The organism is Symbiobacterium turbinis (genome assembly GCF_055383075.1).
Map to the genome: position 1 here is coordinate 882,411 of NZ_AP042433.1, position 19,318 is coordinate 901,728.

16 protein-coding genes are annotated in these 19,318 nt (G+C 66.4%); 11 read left to right on the plus strand and 5 right to left on the minus strand.

The genetic code is table 11. The features are described from left to right. Positions 1-201 precede the first annotated feature (201 nt). The 8 genes from ACZ45O_RS04185 to ACZ45O_RS04220 all read left to right on the plus strand — a co-directional run bounded on the left by ACZ45O_RS04185 (position 202) and on the right by ACZ45O_RS04220 (position 9,131). A complete protein-coding gene (locus tag ACZ45O_RS04185) occupies positions 202-1,164 on the plus strand; it encodes an N-acetyltransferase family protein (protein ID WP_464855849.1) in 963 nt (320 codons plus the stop codon). A 99-nt stretch (positions 1,165-1,263) separates the two neighbouring features. Further along, a complete protein-coding gene (locus ACZ45O_RS04190; protein WP_464855851.1) occupies positions 1,264-2,049 on the plus strand; it encodes a class I SAM-dependent methyltransferase in 786 nt (261 codons plus the stop codon). A 581-nt stretch (positions 2,050-2,630) separates the two neighbouring features. Beyond that, the gene (locus ACZ45O_RS04195) at positions 2,631-4,307 is read left to right on the plus strand and encodes a ribonuclease J (protein ID WP_464855853.1); all 1,677 of its coding nucleotides are present in this window, start codon (positions 2,631-2,633) and stop codon (positions 4,305-4,307) included. Between the two features lie 86 nt (positions 4,308-4,393). Next, the gene (locus tag ACZ45O_RS04200) at positions 4,394-4,603 is read left to right on the plus strand and encodes a hypothetical protein (RefSeq protein ID WP_464855855.1); all 210 of its coding nucleotides are present in this window, start codon (positions 4,394-4,396) and stop codon (positions 4,601-4,603) included. Positions 4,604-4,765: 162 nt separating this feature from the next. Continuing rightward, a complete protein-coding gene (locus tag ACZ45O_RS04205) occupies positions 4,766-5,557 on the plus strand; it encodes a ClpP family protease (protein WP_464855857.1) in 792 nt (263 codons plus the stop codon). Then, positions 5,554-5,787 (plus strand): YlzJ-like family protein, encoded by a 234-nt coding sequence (locus tag ACZ45O_RS04210; protein WP_464855859.1) that lies wholly within the window; start codon positions 5,554-5,556, stop codon positions 5,785-5,787. Before ACZ45O_RS04205 ends, ACZ45O_RS04210 begins: the two co-directional genes overlap by 4 nt. A 160-nt stretch (positions 5,788-5,947) precedes the next feature. Continuing rightward, a complete protein-coding gene (locus tag ACZ45O_RS04215) occupies positions 5,948-6,397 on the plus strand; it encodes a Fur family transcriptional regulator (RefSeq protein ID WP_464855861.1) in 450 nt (149 codons plus the stop codon). Between the two features lie 97 nt (positions 6,398-6,494). Continuing rightward, positions 6,495-9,131: a DNA translocase FtsK gene (locus ACZ45O_RS04220; protein WP_464855863.1), complete on the plus strand. Its 2,637-nt coding sequence runs from the start codon at positions 6,495-6,497 to the stop codon at positions 9,129-9,131. An 84-nt stretch (positions 9,132-9,215) separates the two neighbouring features. On the opposite strand, the gene ACZ45O_RS04225 is transcribed toward ACZ45O_RS04220, so the two are convergent. Next, the gene (locus ACZ45O_RS04225; protein ID WP_464855865.1) at positions 9,216-10,241 is read right to left on the minus strand and encodes a hypothetical protein; all 1,026 of its coding nucleotides are present in this window, start codon (positions 10,239-10,241) and stop codon (positions 9,216-9,218) included. A gap of 987 nt (positions 10,242-11,228) precedes the next feature. Between ACZ45O_RS04225 and ACZ45O_RS04230 the strand changes: the two genes are divergently transcribed. Both ACZ45O_RS04230 and ACZ45O_RS04235 read left to right on the plus strand, forming a co-directional pair. After that, complete coding sequence (locus tag ACZ45O_RS04230) at positions 11,229-12,683, plus strand: menaquinone biosynthesis decarboxylase (RefSeq protein WP_464855867.1); 1,455 nt, start codon at positions 11,229-11,231, stop codon at positions 12,681-12,683. Between the two features lie 24 nt (positions 12,684-12,707). Then, a complete protein-coding gene (locus ACZ45O_RS04235; protein WP_464855869.1) occupies positions 12,708-13,613 on the plus strand; it encodes a UbiA-like polyprenyltransferase in 906 nt (301 codons plus the stop codon). A gap of 60 nt (positions 13,614-13,673) precedes the next feature. On the opposite strand, the gene ACZ45O_RS04240 is transcribed toward ACZ45O_RS04235, so the two are convergent. Both ACZ45O_RS04240 and ACZ45O_RS04245 read right to left on the minus strand, forming a co-directional pair. Continuing rightward, positions 13,674-14,120, minus strand: a complete 447-nt coding sequence (locus tag ACZ45O_RS04240; protein WP_464855871.1) for a hypothetical protein — start codon at positions 14,118-14,120, stop codon at positions 13,674-13,676. A gap of 250 nt (positions 14,121-14,370) precedes the next feature. Beyond that, the gene (locus tag ACZ45O_RS04245; protein WP_464855873.1) at positions 14,371-15,768 is read right to left on the minus strand and encodes an ISLre2-like element ISSyth3 family transposase; all 1,398 of its coding nucleotides are present in this window, start codon (positions 15,766-15,768) and stop codon (positions 14,371-14,373) included. A 193-nt stretch (positions 15,769-15,961) separates the two neighbouring features. Between ACZ45O_RS04245 and ACZ45O_RS04250 the strand changes: the two genes are divergently transcribed. Further along, positions 15,962-17,308: a LysM peptidoglycan-binding domain-containing protein gene (locus ACZ45O_RS04250; RefSeq protein ID WP_464855875.1), complete on the plus strand. Its 1,347-nt coding sequence runs from the start codon at positions 15,962-15,964 to the stop codon at positions 17,306-17,308. Positions 17,309-17,333: 25 nt separating this feature from the next. Here the strand turns inward: ACZ45O_RS04250 and ACZ45O_RS04255 are convergent, their stop codons facing one another. Together ACZ45O_RS04255 and ACZ45O_RS04260 are read right to left on the minus strand one after the other, a co-directional pair. Further along, positions 17,334-18,119: a serine hydrolase gene (locus ACZ45O_RS04255; RefSeq protein ID WP_464855877.1), complete on the minus strand. Its 786-nt coding sequence runs from the start codon at positions 18,117-18,119 to the stop codon at positions 17,334-17,336. A 68-nt stretch (positions 18,120-18,187) separates the two neighbouring features. Next, positions 18,188-19,246, minus strand: coding sequence for a DUF3048 domain-containing protein (locus ACZ45O_RS04260; protein WP_464855879.1), 1,059 nt, complete (start codon positions 19,244-19,246; stop codon positions 18,188-18,190). Positions 19,247-19,318: the final 72 nt, after the last annotated feature.

Here is a 19,318-nt window from a genome sequence, read left to right on the forward strand (position 1 = left end):
AAATTATACATAACTTTTCACTAAGCGTCAAATGCTCCGGACCCTGCGCACCGTTCGCGCCGTGAAGCGTGTTCCGCCCTCGCCGATGGAGCGGGATGTACCAGATGTCCTCATCGTCTGGAAGGAATTGCGTCGAAACTCTCGCCACCTCGGGAGCGTCTAATATCGCCGTGACGATCTCACGAGGAGTTGACACAGAATATGGACATTCAGCCGCTGATCTGCACTCAACCCGCGGATTACGCCCCCATCGCCGCGATCCTGAACGCTGTCCGCCCTTTCCGGACCACCTCGGCCGAGCTCGCCGGAGAGCGGGCCCGGTGGCCTGAGGGATCCATCGCGCACCTGGTGGCCGCCAGGGACGAGGGAGGGCGGCTGCTGGGTTTCGCCGAAGCCTATCGCTTTCCCAACACCGCGGCAGGCAAGTTCTACGTTAACGTGGCCACGCACCCGGCGTCCCGCCGCCAGGGCGCCGGGAGTGCCCTGCTGAAGGCGATCGAGCGATTCTGTGATGACCAGGGGGGCCGCCGGTTGGTAGGCGAGGTGTCCGATACCGACGCAGAGTCTCTGGCATGGGTGCAGCGTCGGGGGTACGCCGTGAAGCGGCACGCCTTCGACTCCGCCCTGGACTTGGTCGGTTTCGACGAAGCCGCGTTCGACGGCGTGGTGGAGGGGGTAGTCCAGAGGGGGATCCGCTTCTTCACCCTGGCTGAAGCCCCCCAGGCGCTGCAGGCCCTCTATCGGCTTTATGAGGCGACCATGATCGATATCCCCGGTTACGAGGCGCAGTCCTTCATGACCTTCGATACCTGGCGTCGGGTGCTCATCGAAGGGGAGGGCGCCCGCCCGGACTGGGTATTCGTGGCCGCCGACGGCGAGCAGTTGGTTGGGGTCACGCAGCTGGTGGCGCACCAGGATCACGTGTATACCAATCACACCCTCGTCGACCGCGCCTACCGCGGGCGCCGCATCGCTCTGGCGCTGAAGCTGTTGGCCATCCGGGCTGCACGCAGGCACGGGGCCCCATACATGCGCACGGGAAACGACTCTCTGAACGCCCCCATGCTGGCGGTGAACCGGAGACTCGGTTACCGTCCGCTTGCCGGGCAGTACGAGGTCGTGCTGGATCTGGCCGCCCACAGGCCACTGGGGCGGGGGCAGTGACCGGTCCGAGATGGGGGACCGATGCATACCCCTATGCCGATCCGGCAGTATGCAGACCGGCCGCTGCGTGCTAACGTAGTGGCGGAGGTGGGCGACTGGATGACGAACGCACAGGACGGCCTGGTCAAGCAGCAGGTGCGCCGGCAGTTCGGCGCGGCGGCTTCCCGGTATCTCACCAGTGCCATTCACGCGGCGGGGGCCGACCTGGCCCTGCTGCCGGAGGTGGCCGGGCTCACCGGCGCGGAGGAGGTGCTGGACGTGGCCACGGCCACAGGCCACACCGCCCTCGCGCTGGCGCCCTGCGCGCGCCGGGTGGTGGGCGTCGACCTCACGCCCGAGATGCTGGCGGTCGCACGGGAGCAGGCGGAGCGGCGGGGGATCGGCAACGTGACGTTCATGGAGGCAGACGCGGAAGCGCTCCCCTTCCCGGCGGCCAGCTTCGACGTGGTGACGTGCCGCATCGCCGCGCACCACTTTCCCGCGGTGGATCGCTTCTGCCGGGAGGCCGCCCGGGTGCTGCGCCCCGGCGGCCGGCTTGTGGTGGTGGACAACGTGGCCCCTGAGGAGCCGGAACTCGATCGGTTCATCAACGAGCTGGAGCGGCTGCGAGATCCGAGCCACCACCGGGCGCACCGCATCGCGGAGTGGCGGCGCTTCGTGGAACAGGCCGGCCTGGCGTTTCGCGTGGCCCACCGGTTCACGACCTGGGTGGACCGGGAGGACTGGCTCTCCCGAGCGTCCACGCCGCCGGATGCCGCACGGGAGGTGCGGTCCCGGCTGGCCGCGGCGCCCGCTGCCGCGCGGGACCGGTTCGGCATCACCGCGGACGGCTTCGTGCTGCACAAGGCGATCGTGGTCGGGTTCAAGGCCGCGCATCGGGGGTGACGAGCGTGATCCTCGGGCTGCACCACATCCTGATCGCCGCGCCGCCGGGGTGCGAGGCCGAAGCCAGGGGGTTCTACACAGGGCTGCTCGGGATGCCGGAGATCCCGACGTCTGAGAACCTCCGTGGGCGGGGCGGCGTCTGGTTCCGCTCTGGAGGGCAGGAGATCCACGTGGGGGTGGAGCAGGAGTGGAGTTCTTGCAGCCGCGAACCTCTTAGCCGGCAACCTCATCGAGCCGACCGCGCCACGGTGGTGCGGTCGGCTCGTCTGCCATTTATGGCACCTTCGCTTGTAAGCGCATAGGCTTTTGGGTATAATCCGAAGGAAGGTCTGTTGAACGGCGAACCAGGAGAAGAGAAGGGCGGCTGGTCAGGAGTGCCCCTCGCACCGGGACGGCGGTGGTGCGTTGCGGCAACGGTCGCCTCAACCCAGGCGGTTGCTCTTCCTCCTGATACCCCTTTCAGCCTCGGCGCAGGGCGCCGCGGTATGGCTTTTATTGCCATGATGACGGGGGTTTGTTTTGCTGTGCAATTATCAGAGAGCGGACCCCCGGAGGGTCCAACAAAGGGGGAAAAAATTCGTTTGGCGCGTCAACGCGGTAGAACAGAAAAACTGTACGTCATCCCTCTGGGAGGGCTGGGGGAGATCGGCAAGAACTGCATGGTCATTCAGTACGGTGACGACATCATCGTCATCGATGCCGGTCTCGCGTTCCCGGAGGAGGAGATGCTGGGCATCGACATCGTGATTCCGGACTTCACCTACCTGCTGGAGAACCGGGACAAGGTCCGTGGCATCCTGATCACGCATGGACACGAGGACCACATCGGCGCTGTTTCGTACCTGCTCCGCAGCATCAACGTCCCGGTCTACGCGACCCGGCTCACGCTGGGCCTCATCGAGGGCAAGCTGGCGGAGATGGGCATGCGGCTGCCGGCGGAGTCGAGGGCAGTCCGGGCCGGCGATCAGGTCAAACTGGGTCCCTTCACGTGCGAGTTCATCCGGGTCAACCACTCCATTCCCGACGCTTGTGCGATCGCCGTCAGCACACCCGTAGGGACCATTCTGCACACCGGGGACTTCAAGTTTGACCAGACGCCCATCGACGGCGAGCCCACCGACTACCGGCGGCTCACCGAGCTGGGGAAGAAGGGCGTTCTGGCCCTGCTGTCCGACTCCACCAACGCCGAGCGGCCTGGCTACACCCCGTCGGAGCGGTCGGTGCGGCCGAACATGGAGAGGGTGTTCCGGGAGGCCAAGGGACGCATCCTCATGGCGACGTTCGCCTCCAACGTGCACCGGCTGCAGCAGGCGATCTCGCTGGCCGCGGAGATGGGCAAGAAGGTCGCGGTCGTTGGCCGGTCCATGGAGAATACGGTGAAGATCGCGCTGGAGATGGGGTACCTCAACGTGCCCGAGGGCACCATCGTCACCATCGAGGAGCTGCGCCGGGTGCCGCTGCAGAACCAGGTGATCCTGACCACCGGTTCGCAGGGCGAGCCCATGGCCGCACTGAGCCGCATGGCCGTGAACGATCACAGGGCCGTCGAGCTGTTCCCCGGCGACACCGTGCTCTTCGCCGCCACGGCGATTCCGGGAAATGAGAAGTCCGTGGCGCGGACGATCAACAACCTCTACCGGCGCGGGGCCGAGGTGATCTACGACCGCAGCGCCGGCGTGCACGTCTCGGGCCACGGCAGCCAGGAAGAGCAGAAGCTGATGATCAACCTGACCCGGCCGAAGTTCTTCGTGCCGATCCACGGTGAGTACCGCATGCTCCTGAAGCACAAGCAGCTGGCCGAGGCGTGCGGCATCCCGAGCGAGAACATCCTGATCGGCGAGAACGGCACGGTCTTCGAGTTTACCCGGAACTCCGCCCAGATCGCCGGCAAGGTGACATCGGGGCAGGTGCTGGTGGACGGGCTGGGTGTGGGCGACGTCGGCAACATCGTGCTGCGTGACCGCAAGCAGCTGGCCCAGGAGGGCATCCTCATCGTCGTCGTGGCCGTGGACCGCGAGGCCGGCACCATCGTCGGCGGGCCCGACATGGTGAGCCGTGGCTTCGTCTACGTCCGGGAGTCCGAGGGCCTGCTCGATGAGGCGAAGGAGCGGGTCAAGCGGACCCTGGCCGAGCAGGTGGAGCGGGGCCTGCCGGAGTGGGCGGTGCTGAAGAGCTCCATCCGGGATGCGCTTTCCCGGTACCTGTACGAGAAGACCCACCGCCGCCCGATGATCCTCCCCATCATCATCGAGGTCTAGGCGGGTGCGGTTGACGGAAATCGGGCAACCTATCGGGGCGAGGGTAACCTCGCCCCATTCTGTCGTTTCGGGAGGGTTGCTTCCGCATGCCGAACTTCCGCGAGTTCACCCCGTCGGAGATCATCGCGCAGATGCCGGAGGCGCGCACCGTCCTGGCCAAGCATTTCGGCAGGGAGGGGATCAGCACGGCGTCCGGGTTCCGCCTGCGGGACCTGGCCCGGGAGAAGGACGTGGAACTGAGCGAGGTCATCCGTGACCTGAAAGACGTGGCCCGGGCGACAGGCACCGTCTGGTAGGCCGCTTCCGAGGCGCCCTCCTTCCCCGGGGGGCGCCTCCGGGCATGCGATGCCCGGGACGTCGGTGGCGCGGCCGGCCCGGCGGGCGCTTCGGCGCAGGCAAGGCGGCGGATGGACGTCCGGCAGTAGGCGGATACTACCCCCTGAGGAGTGTGACCGATCTTGTTCAGGAACGAGGGCCCACCGCCTGCCCACATCCCCGGCGTGTCGCCGGGGCCCGACCCCGAAGTGCCGGGGCAGCGCCCGGCGCCTGCCCCTGCCCCGAACCGGGCGAGGAAGAACGCACCCCTGGAGAACCTGGAGGCCATCGGCACGACGCGGGTGCCGCAGGTCTCGCCCAACATTCACCTGCTGACCATCATCGGACAGGTAGAGGGCCACCTCACCCTGCCGCCCCAGAACAAGACCACCAAGTATGAGCACATCATCCCGCAGCTGGTGGCCGTGGAGCAGAACCCGGAGATCGAAGGGCTGCTGCTGGTGCTCAACACCGTCGGCGGCGACGTGGAGGCCGGGCTCGCCATCGCGGAGATGATCGCGAGCCTGTCGAAGCCCTCAGTCTCCCTGGTGCTGGGCGGCGGGCACTCCATCGGGGTGCCGATTGCCGTCAGCACCAGCTACTCCTTCATCGCCTCCACCGCGACCATGACCATCCATCCCATCCGCCTCACCGGGCTGGTGATCGGGGTTCCCCAGACGTATGAGTACATGGACAAGATGCAGGACCGCGTCATCCGCTTCGTGGTGAGCAACTCCCGGATCAGCGAGGAACGGTTCCGGGAACTGATGTTCCGCACCGGCGAGCTGGCTCGGGACGTGGGCACGGTGGTGGTGGGTCCCGACGCCGTTCGGGAAGGGCTGATTGACGAGGTGGGCGGCCTGTCGGCCGCCGTGGCGAAGCTGAACCAGTTGATCGCCGACAGGAAGCCGGCCCAGCCGGAGGTGATCCAGTGACGGAGTGCGGTCCGGGCGTCCTCTGGTCGGTGGTTCCTGTCGAACTGGTCATGGAAGGGATGGACGCGGCGCCGCCGTTGCGGGAGGCGGTGGTGGACGGGCGGCTGGTGCAGGTTGCGCCCGGGGGAGATGGATGGGGCACCGTGGTGCGCTTGATCTCAGGACACGCCCAGGACTATCTGGATGCCCGCTTCCAGCCGGGCGCGAGGGTGATGCTGGGGCCGGGTTAGGAGAGGAGACCAGGTCAGCGGGCCTGGTCTTTCTCGCGGGCGGCCCTTGTATTTAGAATGATTCTCGTTTACTATGAGAAGTAGGGACGGTCAGGAGAAGGAATCCAGCGCACCTCGCCCGAAGTGTGCAGGTGCAGGGCTGGAGAAAGAGGTGAGCTGAATGGCCCTGATGTTGAAGGACATCTATACCAGACTGCTGGAGCGCGGCCATAAGCTGACGCCGCAGCGCTGGGCGATTATTGCCATCTTCCTGATGAACAGAGGGCGCCACCTCTCCGCCGACGATGTCTTCGCGATGCTGAGGGAGACGCACCCCAACAACGGCATCGCGACGGTGTACCGTACGCTGGAGCTGCTGGAGGAAATCGACGTTCTGAAGAAGCTGGACTTCGGCGATGGCCGGGCCAGGTACGAGGTGCGAGATGATGACAACCATCATCACCACCACCTCGTCTGCCAGCAGTGCGGGAAGATCACCGAGTTTGAAGACGACCTCCTGATCGCCCTGGAGGCGGCCATACACAAGAAGACGGGGTTTCAGATCACCGAACACGTGGCCAAGTTCTACGGCGTTTGTGCCGAATGCCAGCAGAAAGCAGAAAATGGGTAATTCCACCGGGCCGGGCGCACCGCAGCGCACCGGCCCTTTGCTGTGTGGTATAATGAAACCATGTTATCCAACCTTTGGAGATTCGGAGGGGTCGGGTGTGGCGCAACGACGGTCTGCCGGGAAAGCAGGTAAGGGCAACTCCGGTGGGACGGGCCTCCACCAGGAAGTGCGCGGCCTCCTGATTGCCGCCCTCGGGGCCTGGTTCCTGCTTTCGCTGGCCGGCAAGGGCGGGGGCGCTCTGGGCGACTTGCTGAGCCTGGGCCTGATGGCCCTGGCCGGAGAGGTGGGCGCCTGGGTGCTGTCAACCCTGCTGGTCTGGTTCGGCCTGTACCTGGTCTACCTGCGCTACCACCGGCGGCCGTTTGCCTGGGGGCGGCAGGCCTGGGGCCTGGTGCTGCTGCTGCTGGCCTTTGAGCTGGTGCTCCAGCTGGTGACGCAGGGGCATGTGCCCGGTGGCGGCGACCTGGAAAACGCCCGCAAGGGGCTGGGCGGCGGGCTGATCGGTCTCGGCCTGGCCGTCCCGCTGACGCGCGCGTTCGGAGAGGCGGGGCGCTGGATCTTCGTGGTGACCGCCGCCCTGATCGGGCTCGTGCTGAACACCAACCTCTCGCTGGGTGCGGTGCTCGAGTGGGTGAAGGCGCGCTTCGTCGCCGGTGCCCGGGGGGCCAGGGAGATGGCCGACGACTTCGTCGAGCTCGTGAAGCCGCAGCCGGGCGAGGAGGAGGCGCTGGACGAGGAGCAGCCCCGCCGCAGGCGGAAGGCAGCGACGGAGGAGCTGAACACCATCGGCGACCTGAAGCGGGAGCCTGGTGCGCCCCCGGCTGAAGAGCGCCCGCTCCCGATCATCCGGCAGCCCGGTTCGGCCGCCTCCGCGCCGGAGTCGGCGGGCAGCGGCTCCCTGGATGCGGCCGGCAGGGCCGCCGCTGCTGGACAGTCGACCTCTGCTGGTCAGGCAGCTGCGGTTGGACAGGTGCCCGGCATTGGACAGGCCCCCGCTGCTGGACAGGCGTCAGCTACTGGACAGGCGTCTTCTGTTGGACCAGCGCCTGCTGTTGGACAGGCGCCCGTCGGTGGCAAGGCGTCCGCCGGGGGGAAGGCCGGCGCCGTGGGGATGGGCGCTTCTGCAGGGATGGCCGCTGGTGACGGCGGCGCCGCAGCGGCAGGTGAGGGGCAGCCCGTTCCCCTCGTGGAGGGCGAAAAGGGGCAGCTCGCCATCGATCCCGCGAGGCTGGGCGAGTCGTACCAGCTTCCCTCCATCACGATGCTTTCGAAACCGCAGCACAAGGGGCAGGCGAGTCATCAGGACCACCTGGCGCGGGCCCAGCTGCTGGAGAACACGCTGCGCACGTTCGGGGTCGAGGCCCGGGTGGTGGAGATCAGCCCAGGCCCCGCCGTTACGCGGTATGAGCTGCAGCCCGCTCCCGGTGTGCGGGTCAACAAGTTTACCGCGCTGGCCGACGACCTTTGTCTGGCCCTGGCGGCGGAGCACATCCGCATCGAGGCGCCGATCCCGGGCAAGGCCGCGGTGGGCATAGAGGTGCCCAACAAGGTGCGGCTTCCGGTCCATATCCGGGAGGTCATGGAGACCCCGGCCTGGCTGAACTCGACGGCCAAGCTCTCGGTGGCCTTCGGCAAGGACCAGGCGGGCAACCCCGTGGTGGGGGACCTGGCCAAGATGCCGCACCTGCTGATCGCAGGCGCGACCGGGTCCGGTAAGTCGGTGTGCATGAACACCATCATCTGCTCGCTGCTGTTCAAGGCGCGGCCGGATGAGGTCAAGATGATGATGATCGACCCCAAGATGGTCGAACTCTCGATCTACAACGGGATTCCGCACCTCATGGCGCCGGTGATCACCGATGCGAAGCAGGCCGCCGGCTATCTGAAGGGCGCCGTGAAGGAGATGGAGAGCCGTTACGAGCTCTTCGCCGCCGTCGGCGTGCGGAACATCACCCAGTACAATCAGCTGGTGCGCGACGACCCCGGTCCCGACCCCGACAACCCCCGGAAGCCCATGCCCTACGTGGTCATCTTCGTGGACGAGCTGGCCGACCTGATGATGGTCGCACCGGTGGACGTCGAAGACGCCATCTGCCGGCTGGCGCAGATGGCCCGGGCGTGCGGCATCCACCTGGTCATTGCGACCCAGTCGCCGCGGGTGGACGTGATCACCGGCCTGATCAAGGCCAACATCCCCTCGCGCATCGCCTTCGCCGTCTCGTCGCAGGTGGACTCCCGGGTGATTCTGGACTACGCCGGCGCCGAGCGGCTCCTGGGCAAGGGCGACATGCTCTACCACCCGGCAGGCAGTTCCAAGGCCATCCGGGTGCAGGGGGCCTTCATCCACGAGCGGGAGATCGACCAGATCGTCAAGTTCGTGAAGGCGCAGGGGCAGCCTGTGTTCACCGCGAAGGAAGTGGAGGTGGAGGTCACCAGCCGCCGCGGCCACGGGTCCGGCGATCGTGAGCCCACCTCGGCTTTGGACGAGGCCTTCCCGGATGCCTGCCGCATTGTGGTGGAGCACGGCCAGGCGTCGGTCTCCCTGCTGCAGCGGCGCTTGCGGTGCAACTACACGAAGGCGGCCCGCCTGATCGACATGATGGAGGAGCGGGGCTTCATCGGCCCGCATCAGGGTTCGAAGCCCCGGGAGGTCTACCTGACCATGCCCCAGTGGCAGGAACTGTTCGGCGAGCCGGCCGCACAGGAAGAGGTGGCTTCTACGGGGGAACAGTAGGCGTGGATGGACGCTGCCTCGCCTGCCGATGAAGCAGCAATCGGCGGCAGGTTCGAGCGCAGGTCCTGATCAGGCCGCTCCGGGTTACGCGCCTGGGCAGGCCAGGCCGGCGACCGCTGCGCGGTACGCCGCCGCCTCTTTCTCGAGCAACTCGTACAGATGCGACGCGGTCCGTGGCTCTGCCCTGAGCGGCACCCCCGCTTCACGCAGCAATTGGGCCAGACGTTCGAAGGAGAGGTCCTCGGCCCGCACTTCGATCAGGCGAATGCCCAGGGCTGTGCTCAGCTTGCGCTTCAGGCGATCGCGCTCCTGCTGCGCCCGGAACTGAGCCTCATCGGGGTAGAGTTCTGTGGGCCGGTCATGTTGGGGCCCCTGAAACTCGATGGCCACCCGGCTGCGTGGCAGCAGGATGTCGTACTGCAGTTTGGCGCCGGTCCTGGGATTCACCAGACCCCAGGGCTGTGCGTTGGAGATGATGATCTCCTCCGGCACGAGGAGGAAGGTCATATATGTTGCGTAGAGCTGGCCGATGGAGTCGCCGATGCGCTTCTTGGCCAGCTTTTTCGCGCGGTGAAACAGATCCAGGTCGGCCTGCCTGCGTTCGTGGTGCGGGTTCGCAAGCTTGATGCGAAAGCGCTTCTTGCGATCTGCCCTGGCCGCGTCACCCCGCAGCCAGCGCTTTCGTAAGAGCAGGTTCACATACTTGGCCAGGGTATTGCGAGAGTAGCGCGTCTGGCGAATCAGTTCGTCGTAGCCGAACGCCCCTTGGAACCTGGTGATCGCTCCCCAGATGAGCTTGGCCGCCGCGGGAATTTCCCGGTCGCAGATCAAGTCTACAGGCAGGCGGAACGCTGGGCGGCCGCGCTTCCAGATAGTCTTGAAGGTGAAGGAATGGCGGCTTCGGCGGTAATCCAGCCAGCCGGACTGGCTCAGCTCCTGGAGATATTTCAGGATGGAGTTCTGGGCGAACCCGGTGCTCTGCCGCACCTGTTTGAACGAAAGTTGAGTATTCCCCGTCGTGCGCAGATAGCACCAGAGCATCTTCGCCCGGTCTGACACACGCCAGTCGCGCCAGAGGGCATCGGGTACACTGACCGCAGGGGAAAACACGATCGCTCACCTCGGAACATATATTCGACCCAAGTCTGGGTAAATCCTGCTGGACTGACATAAACTGGTCTAGTCAGAGGGAGACCAGTCCGGCACCGTGGATGGCTCTGGCAGTGCCCCGCAGGTGTAGCACGAGCTGCTGCCAGCGCCGGCGTAGGCCACGTGAACCCTCCTCCTGCCCGCGCCGGGGGAGGGCAACTGTCTTGCACACGATTTGAGACCCGCCGGAACCCGCGCCGCGCAAGGCCCGCGGCGCGCGACCGCCGCCGCATGCGGGACAGCGGCGGTCTCAATTCGTGGGAACTTCAAGCCTGTAGTGCCCCGGGCTGGAACACCCGCGCAACCTACTCCGGCTACTACGGCACCGGAGAAACTCCCGAAACCAACCCCGGCCACCTCGGCTGCAGGACCGAATCCTGCGATGAACCCCTGCCACGCCGGTGCGGGCCATGGCCACTCTCCTCCTGCCCGCGCCGGCGCAGGCCACGGGAACCCTCCTCCTGCCCGCGCCGGGGGAGGGGCAACGGTCTTGCACACGATTTGAGACCCGCCGGAACCCGCGCCGCGCAAGGCCCGCGGTGCGCGACCGCCGCCGCATGCGGGACAGCAGCGATCTCAACTCGTGGGAACTTCAAGCTTGCACTGCCCTGGCGCGGGAACACCCGCGCAACCTACTCCGGCTACTACGGCACCGGAGAAACTCCCGAAACCAACCCCGGCCACCTCGCCTGCATGACCGAATCCCGCCATGAACCCCTGCCGCGCCGGCGCAGCAATATCCCTGCAACCACCCCCTGCCACTCCCGCGCAGGAACACCCCCCAACCAACACCGGCCACCCAGCCGACAGCCCTGGCCATCCCCGGACCAGACTGCCAACCCGTGTCCGGAACCGGACAGCCTGAGCCCGGCGCGTTGATGCAGCGCCGGGTTCAGGCTACACTGGAGAGCGACTTGCGCCAAGGTTCAGATGAGGGGTTGAAACCACGTGGCATTCCGCGACCTCCACGAATTTGTCGCCGCATGCGAGAAGCGGGGCTGGCTGAAGCGCATCAGGGCGCCGGTGAGCCCGTACCTGGAAATCGCCGAGATTACCGACCGGGTTTCGAAGATGCCCGGCGGCGGTCCGGCGCTGCTCTTCGAAAACGTCGAGGGCTCCCAGTTCCCGGTGCTGACCAACACCCTGGGCTCCATGGAGCGCCTCTGCCTGGCCCTGGGTGTGAACCATCTAGATGAAGTCGGCCAGCGCATCCGCGAGCTCCTGAAACTGCCCGCGGCCGGCAGCGGCCTGTTCGACAAGCTCGGCCAGGGGCTGAAGCTGCTGGACGTGGCCAAGGCCGCCGCGCCACGCATGGTCAGCCGTGCCCCGTGCCAGGAGGTGGTCCTGACCGGCGACGACGTCGACCTGTACAAGCTCCCGGTGCTGACCACGTGGCCGAAGGACGGAGGTCCCTTCATCACCCTGACCAACGTGATCACCCGCGACCCCGCGACCGGGGGGCGGAACATCGGCATGTACCGGATGCAGGTGTATGACAGGCGCACCACGGGGATGCACTGGCACAAGCACAAGGACGGCCAGCGCCACTTCGAGGCGTACGGGGGCACCCGCATGCCGGTGGCCGTGGCGCTGGGCGGCGACCCCGCCACCATCTACAGCGGGAGCGCGCCGCTGCCTCCGGTGATCCCGGAGCTGATGTTCGCCGGGTTCCTCCGGGGCGAGCCGGTGGAGCTGGTCAAGTGCAAGACCATTGACCTCGAAGTCCCGGCCCACGCCGATTTCATCCTGGAGGGTTACGTGGACACGTCGGAGCCCCTGCGGCCGGAGGGGCCCTTTGGCGACCACACCGGCTTCTACAGCCCGGTGGATCCCTATCCCGTCTTCCACGTCACCGCCATCACCCACCGCCGGAACGCCATTTACCCGGCCACGGTGGTGGGCAAGCCGCCGCAGGAGGATGCCTACCTGGGCAAGGCCACCGAGCGCATCTTCCTGCCGCTGCTCCAGCTCTTCATGCCCGAGATCATCGACTACAACATGCCGGTCGAGGGCACGTTCCACAACTGCGTGCTGGTCAAGATCAAGAAGCGCTACCCGGGCCACGCCCGCAAGGTTGTGCACGGCCTCTGGGGACTGGGGCTGATGATGCTGGCCAAGTGCATCGTGGTTGTGGATGAGCACATCGACCTCAACAACTACAGCGAGGTCTTCTGGTACGTGTCGGGCAACATTGACCCCAAGCGCGACATCTTCTTCGCCGACGGCCCCGTGGATGACCTGGATCACTCCTCGCCGGTCTGGCGGTACGGCTCCAAGATGGGCATCGACGCCACCCGCAAGTGGCCCGAGGAGGGGCACCCCCGCCCGTGGCCCGAGGAGATCGAGATGTCGCCTGAGGTGAGGGAGCGGGTGACCGCCCGCTGGAAGGAATATGGCTTCTGACCGCAGGAAGGGGCGGCCGCTGTCGTGATCTCCGGCCTGAAGAGAGTGAAGACCTTTGCCGAGCTGGTTAAGTTTGAGCACACCGTCCTCAACCTGCCCTTCGCCTACCTGGGGGCCTTCCTGGCTGCAGACGGGTGGCCGTCTTGGTCCCAGCTGCTGTGGATCACGGCCGCCATGGCCGGGGCCCGCACCGCCGCGATGGGCATGAACCGCCTGTTCGACGAGGAGATCGACCGGAAGACGCCCCGCACCGCCACGCGCCATCTGCCGGCCGGGAAGATCAGCCGGGGCGAGGTCTGGGTCTATGTGATGGTGGCCCTGGCTCTGCTCCTGCTGGCCGCGGTCAAGCTGCATCCCCTGGCCCTGAAACTGTTCCCGCTGGCCGTGCTCACGTTCACCATCTACCCGTTCACCAAGCGGTTCACCTGGCTCTGCCACCTGTGGCTGGGTCTCAGCGTCTCGTGGGGGGCCTTCGGGGCGTACGTGGCTGTGCGCGGCGCCGTCGGGACGGAGATCCTGGTTCTGGTGGCGCTCATCACGCTGTGGAACGCAGGGTTCGACATCATCTACGGCACGCAGGATCTGGAGGCAGACCGCCGCAACGGGGTCCACTCGATCCCGGCACGCTTTGGGCTCGCCCCTGCGCTGCGGATCGCCCGGGCCCTGCACCTGGCCGTCGTGCTTCTCACCGGCCTGCTGGGTCTGGCGGTGGGACTCCTGCCCACCCCGATCTGGCCGCCGTCTGTGTGGCCGGCGTCCTCGTGGATCTACCTGGGCGCGTGGGCATTGGTGGCCGGGCTGCTCCACTACGAGCACAGCATCATCTCGCCCTCGGACATGAGCCGGGTGGGGACCGCCTTCTTCAACGTCAACGGCTACCTCAGCGTGGCCTTCTCGCTGCTGGCCGTCGCCGCGCTGGTGCTCAGGTAGGTGAGGCGTAGAACTCCCACCAAGAAAAAGTCCCCGTCGACACCGACGGGGACATCTTGTTTAGTGCGCAGGCTGTTCGAACCAGCGGACGCCGCTCCGCCGCAGGGCGACGACCAGGCCCAGGGCGATCACGCCGTCCATGGCGTGGTGAAGGGCGGTGCCCCAGAGCGTGATCAGGGCCATCGTCAGGTTTCCGCCCAGGATCCAGACCACGGCCATCTCGAACACGGCGTGGAAGGGAAGGGCGATCAGCAGCACCAGCCACAGGGGCATGCCGCGGTTCCAGGCGATGTTGCCGACCCAGGCGAACAGGGCGTGAGACAGTGCCCGGGCCCCGATGGCGGGACCGACAAACACCGTGAAACCCAGGGCTGACCCCAGCCCGACCCCGATGGCCGCAAACGGGCCCATCAGCATCGCCAGCATGCTGGGCACGTGCGACATCAGCGTGGCGGTGAAGAACGGCGGAATGGTGATCCGCAGGAACGTGAACACGATGGGGATCATGAGCGCCAGGGCGGTAAGAATACCAGTGGCAGCAAGGTCCCCAACACCTATACGGCGCCTCACAAGATCCCATCCTTTCTGTTCTGCATTCGACGCGCTTCTATAAACATATAATCTAGCACCGTTTCGGGCCCGTGTCAAAGGGCGCCGGGCCGCGGGGCCTGTCAAGCCAAAGTGGGTACGTCTCACTTCCAAAAGTGTTCTGTATAAATCTGGTTCTTGAACGGACGCTGACTACCGTTCTCGTTTTTTACCTGGTCACCAGACCCGCAAACCCCCTGAACGTCTTGGAGTATCCTCCGCTGTTGTTGCGACCGGCGTTCAGGATCGGCATGCGTGCATGCCGGGCAGCATCGACTCCCCGGCCTACGGTCTCACGAACCCGATGGCGCACTTTCTCCGCAGCCGCGTTCACAGATTCAAGCCCCAACGCACGCTCAACGTACTGTACGGCCCCCCGTAAAGCGCCGCGATAATATGCTGCCATCACCTGCAGCATTGCCATCAGGCCACTTTCCGACCAGCTCCGCCCCACCTTCCGCAGCCGTGCCGAATACCGCTCCACCGCCCCTTCCGCGGCGCCCACGCCGCGTAACCCCTCAACGTTGACGCCCCGCTCTTGCAGCCGAATACGGTAATCTCGAATTGACTCCGGCATCGTCCTGAGGTCGGCCAGCAGCCGGCGCATCTTCCCACGACGATCCGTGTCGGTCTCGGCTTTATGCGCTTCATCCAGCACCGCCAGCAACCGTCCAGCATCGTTTGCTTCAAGTGCAGCGTGTGCCTGCTCTAAGCGCTGGGGCCGGTGGCGCAGCACATGGTTTAACTCCCGCTTCAGGTGGAACCGATCGATCTGGTACAGCGCCTTGGGAAACCACGTCACGCCCTCCCGGATCCACAACGCCCGGTCCCCGTTGATGATCACCCAGGTCTCGCTTAGGTCGTACTCGCTCTCCAGAAGCTCGCTCAACTGCTCCCAGCTATCCCTGCCCGGTTCGGGCACGAAATCGCGCCGGTTCACCAGGCTGTACTCCTTACTACCTGGGCCTCGCTGGATCCAACCCTCATGAATCACAAACAGCCGGACTTCTGCCTTCTTGCCACGCTGACGAGCTGGCCAGAACCCGTCTGCCTCGATGAACAAGACCCGCACACGTCGGGTACCGGCCAACGTCATCTGCTGCTGTTTTTCCGCCGCTGCAAGCGCCCTTCCGGTCTGCAGGTTCCACTGCCGAATCGCTTCATGGCTGACAAACACCTGGCAATCCCGCCGCTCCAGCTCTGCCGCAGCACCCCGGTACGATCCAGCTGTCACAGACGCTTCAACCGCATCTGCCCTTACCGAGTCACTCACCCGCTGCCGTTTCGCTATTCCCAACACCTCATCCAGCAGGAACACGAAACGCTCTTCCTCGCGGTCCCAGTAGTAGCGGCGCTGGAACGTGATCGGCCCGAACTTGGTGACGACGTTTCGGGACCGCATTTCCTTGTACACATACCGACTCGGGTCTCCGCTCTCGTACAGCGCCGTGTCAATCGCAGAGAGCGCCTCGACCAAAGCCTCGCGGAAGCAGTCGAGTGTCTGTTGCCAAGCCAAACGTTCAATCTCCTGAAAGGAGAAATCCACCGCAGCACGAATTTGCTCCATGACGAGAGATGACCCTCCTCGTGTTGGTATTGGCCAATCTCAACACTTTGGAAGGGCACATCTCTCGTCCTGCTATTTCAGGAGAAAAAATGTGTTGTACCCACGAAAACTTTACTCACACCGGGCCGCGCTGGGACCCCCTGCCTACCGGTCGCATAGTATCTAAGCGACATCGGAAAGGAGGGGGTGGATTGTGTCCTACGTGGTCCAGCCCGGCGACACCCTCTGGGCCATCGCCGCGCGCCTCGGCGTGAGCCTGCCGCAGCTGCTCGCGGCGAACCCGCAGATCCGCAATCCGAACCTGATCTACGTGGGCCAGCGGCTGACGGTGCCCGGCGGCGGGCAGTACGTCGTCCAGCCGGGCGATACCTTCTACCGCATCGCGCAGCGCCACCGCATCAGCGTCGAGGCGCTGGCGGCCGCAAACCCCCAGGTCGAGAATCCGAACGTCATCCGGCCGGGGATGGTGCTGTACCTCCCGCCCCGGCCCCCGCAGCAGTACATCGTACAGCCCGGCGATACGCTCTGGGCCATCGCGCAGACCTTCGGCACCACCGTGGCCGCGCTGCGGCAGGCCAATCCCGGCGTTGACCCCTACCAGCTGCGCATCGGGCAGCGGCTCACCCTCCCGGCGGCCGCCGGCGGCGGGCAGGAGATCGTCGTGCCCCGGGAGGACTACGGCTACGACGAGATGATGGCCGATCTCGCGCGCCTGCAGCAGCGCTACCCCTTCATCGAGGTCGGCTCCATCGGGAAGAGCGTGCTGGGGCGGGAGATCCCGGTGGTGCGGCTGGGCGCCGGGCCGAAGGAGGTTCACTACAACGCGGCGATCCACGGTGAGGAGTGGCTCACCGCCGTGCTGATGATGAAGTTCATCGAGGTGTACGCCCGGGCCCGGGAGCGGGGCGAGCGCATCGGGAACTTCGACGTGCCTGCCCTGTGGGAGCAGACCTCTCTCTACATTGTGCCCATGGCCAACCCGGACGGCGTGGAAATCTCGCAGGAAGGGGTTACACGCGACAATCCCTACTACGACTTGCTCATCCAGGCCAACGGAGGCTCCACCAACTTCCGCACCTGGGCGGCCAACGCCCGGGGCGTGGATCTAAACAACCAGTTCCCGGCCGACTGGGAGCGGGAGGCCGCCAGGGGGCCGCGAAGCCCGGCTCCCCGCAACTACTCCGGCAGCGGCCCGCTGACCGAGCCCGAGGCGATCGCCCTGGCGGAGTTCACCCGCGCCCACGACTTCCGGCTGGTCATCGCCTGGCACAGCCAGGGGGAGGAGATCTACTGGGGCTACGAGGGGCTCGAGCCGCCCGAGTCCGAGCAGATCACGAACCTGTTCGCGGACATTACCGGCTACCGGCCGGTGCGCTACCTGCAGAGCTGGGCCGGGTACAAGGACTGGTTCATTCAGGACTGGCGCCGGCCCGGCTTCACCATCGAGGTGGGGCGCGGGGTGAACCCGCTGCCGATCGAACAGTTCTGGCCCATCTGGAGCCGTGCCATCGGCGTGATGCTGTCAGGGCTGGCGGTGTAACCGCCAGCCCTGACAACAACTCCGGCTAGCCCGGCCGGGTGAGCGAATCCATGTACCAGTACACGGCCTCGGCGATGCGGGCGATGGCCTCCTCGGCCTGCGCCTCCAGGAGCCCCTTGGTAAACACCGAGATGGCGAAGGAGCGATCCGGCGCGTAGACGAGCCCGACGTCGTGGAACTCGTCCTCCCGGCTGCCGATCTTGGTCGCCACCACGGCGGTCTCGGGCAGGTAGCGGGGGATGCGCTGCCGGAAGACCGCCTCTTCCATCCACCGCAGCAGCATGCGGGTCGACGCCGGCGAGAGGCCGGAGCGGCCCGTGTCCAGGGCGATGAGCACCTGGTTCATGCCGTACGGCGTGACAGGGGTCTTCAGCGGGTCGTACGCCGGCGCCACGCCCAGCGACAGCATGTAGTTGCGGATGGTCCCGCTGCCGATGAAGCGCTCCAGCATGTTGCGGGCGATGTTGTCGGAGACGGTGATCATCAGCTCCAGCAGGCGCCTAATCGTCACCTCGTCGCCGGGGCGGATCGTCGCCTGCAGGATGCCGGTGCCCGCCTCGTAGTCTTCGGGCCGATAGGCGATGGTCTGGTCCAGGCTGAGCCGCCCCCGGTCAGCCAGCCAGAGGACGGCCATGGCGATGGGCACCTTGATGGTGCTCGCGGCGTAGAACTCGGCCATCGGGTTGATGCCGGCCGAGCGGCCGGTCATCAGGTCGGTCACATACACGCCGATCGTGCCGGGCAGTCCGCTGACCGCACGCTCCAGGATGGCGGTCAGGTCTTCCGGCCGGAAGGGTCTCAGTCGCGGCATGGGCTCCATCCCTCCGTCCGCCAGGTCGCGTCACAGGAGTATACGCCGGCGGCGGGGGATGATGGCCCCTACTCGATGGTGAAGTCCGATTCAGCGGTGATCAGGTGCGCCCAGGTGGGTCCCGGGGCCAGCAGCGGCAGCTCGCCCCCCTCCGGCGGGTAGAGGACGAACCCGCCGGGCTCCAGCCGCCAGGTGCCTTCGTACCTGTGGCCGGCCACCAGCACCGTCGCGGGGCCGCCGTCCCAGAGGTAGAGGGTCCAGCCGAGTTCGATGCCCCGGTTGACGCCGCCCACCTCCAGGAAGAGCAGATTGGCCGCCGTGAGCGGGCTGCCGTCCTCGTCCACGTGGAGCGCGCCGTCGGTGTAGCGGACGTAGCGGCCCTCCTCCCACACCCAGCGGGCGTGGTTCAGCCGGTGCCAGTCGATATCGACCACCGTATGCTCGCCGACGGTCGGGACGGCCGCGGACCGCTCCGTGGTGGGCACGGTCGTCATCTGGATGCCGCGGTCGACGATCGCCTGCCCGAGCAGGTCGGTGTTGGTGTAGAGGTTGTGCGGGGGCTCGCGGTCAGCGGTGCGGTAGAAGTAGCCCCCTGCGGTGTAGATCTCGTCCAGGTTGCGCGGCCCCCACGCAGCCTGGAGCATGGCCAGGGCCTCGGCGCTGCCGCCGGAGTGGGCGAAGGGGGTATTGTAGGCGTCGGCCATGTCGACGAACCCCTGGCGGGCGCTGCGCACGGGGCCGATCTTCCCGGCTGGAGCAGACCAGTAGAGCGCGAAGAAGCGGGTGATCTCGGCCTCGGTCAGCGTTTCGACCACCAGATCCGCCTCGGCCAGCCCGGCCTGAGGCCGTGCGCTGGGCGAGTTCTCGACCACGACGGATACGGGGCCGGCCCACAGGGCGTTGGGCGACGGCGCCAGCGGGTAAACCGGGTCGCGGGTCAAGGTGGGCGGAACCGGTTCCGGTTCGGGCTCCGGTTCAGGAGCGGGATCGGGTTCAGGATTGGAGGCAGGCGGCGCCGGGGGCTGGCCGGCGGACCCCTGCGGCGTCTGCTCTGCGGGAGCCGGGCTCCCGCCGCCGCAGCCGGCGAGCAGCATCAGCATCAGCAGGATGGGCAGGCATCGTCTCATCAAGAAATCACCCCGTGGGGTGATTCAAGGCTGACATGCCTTTCCCCTGCGGGCAGTGACTTCCAGTGACAA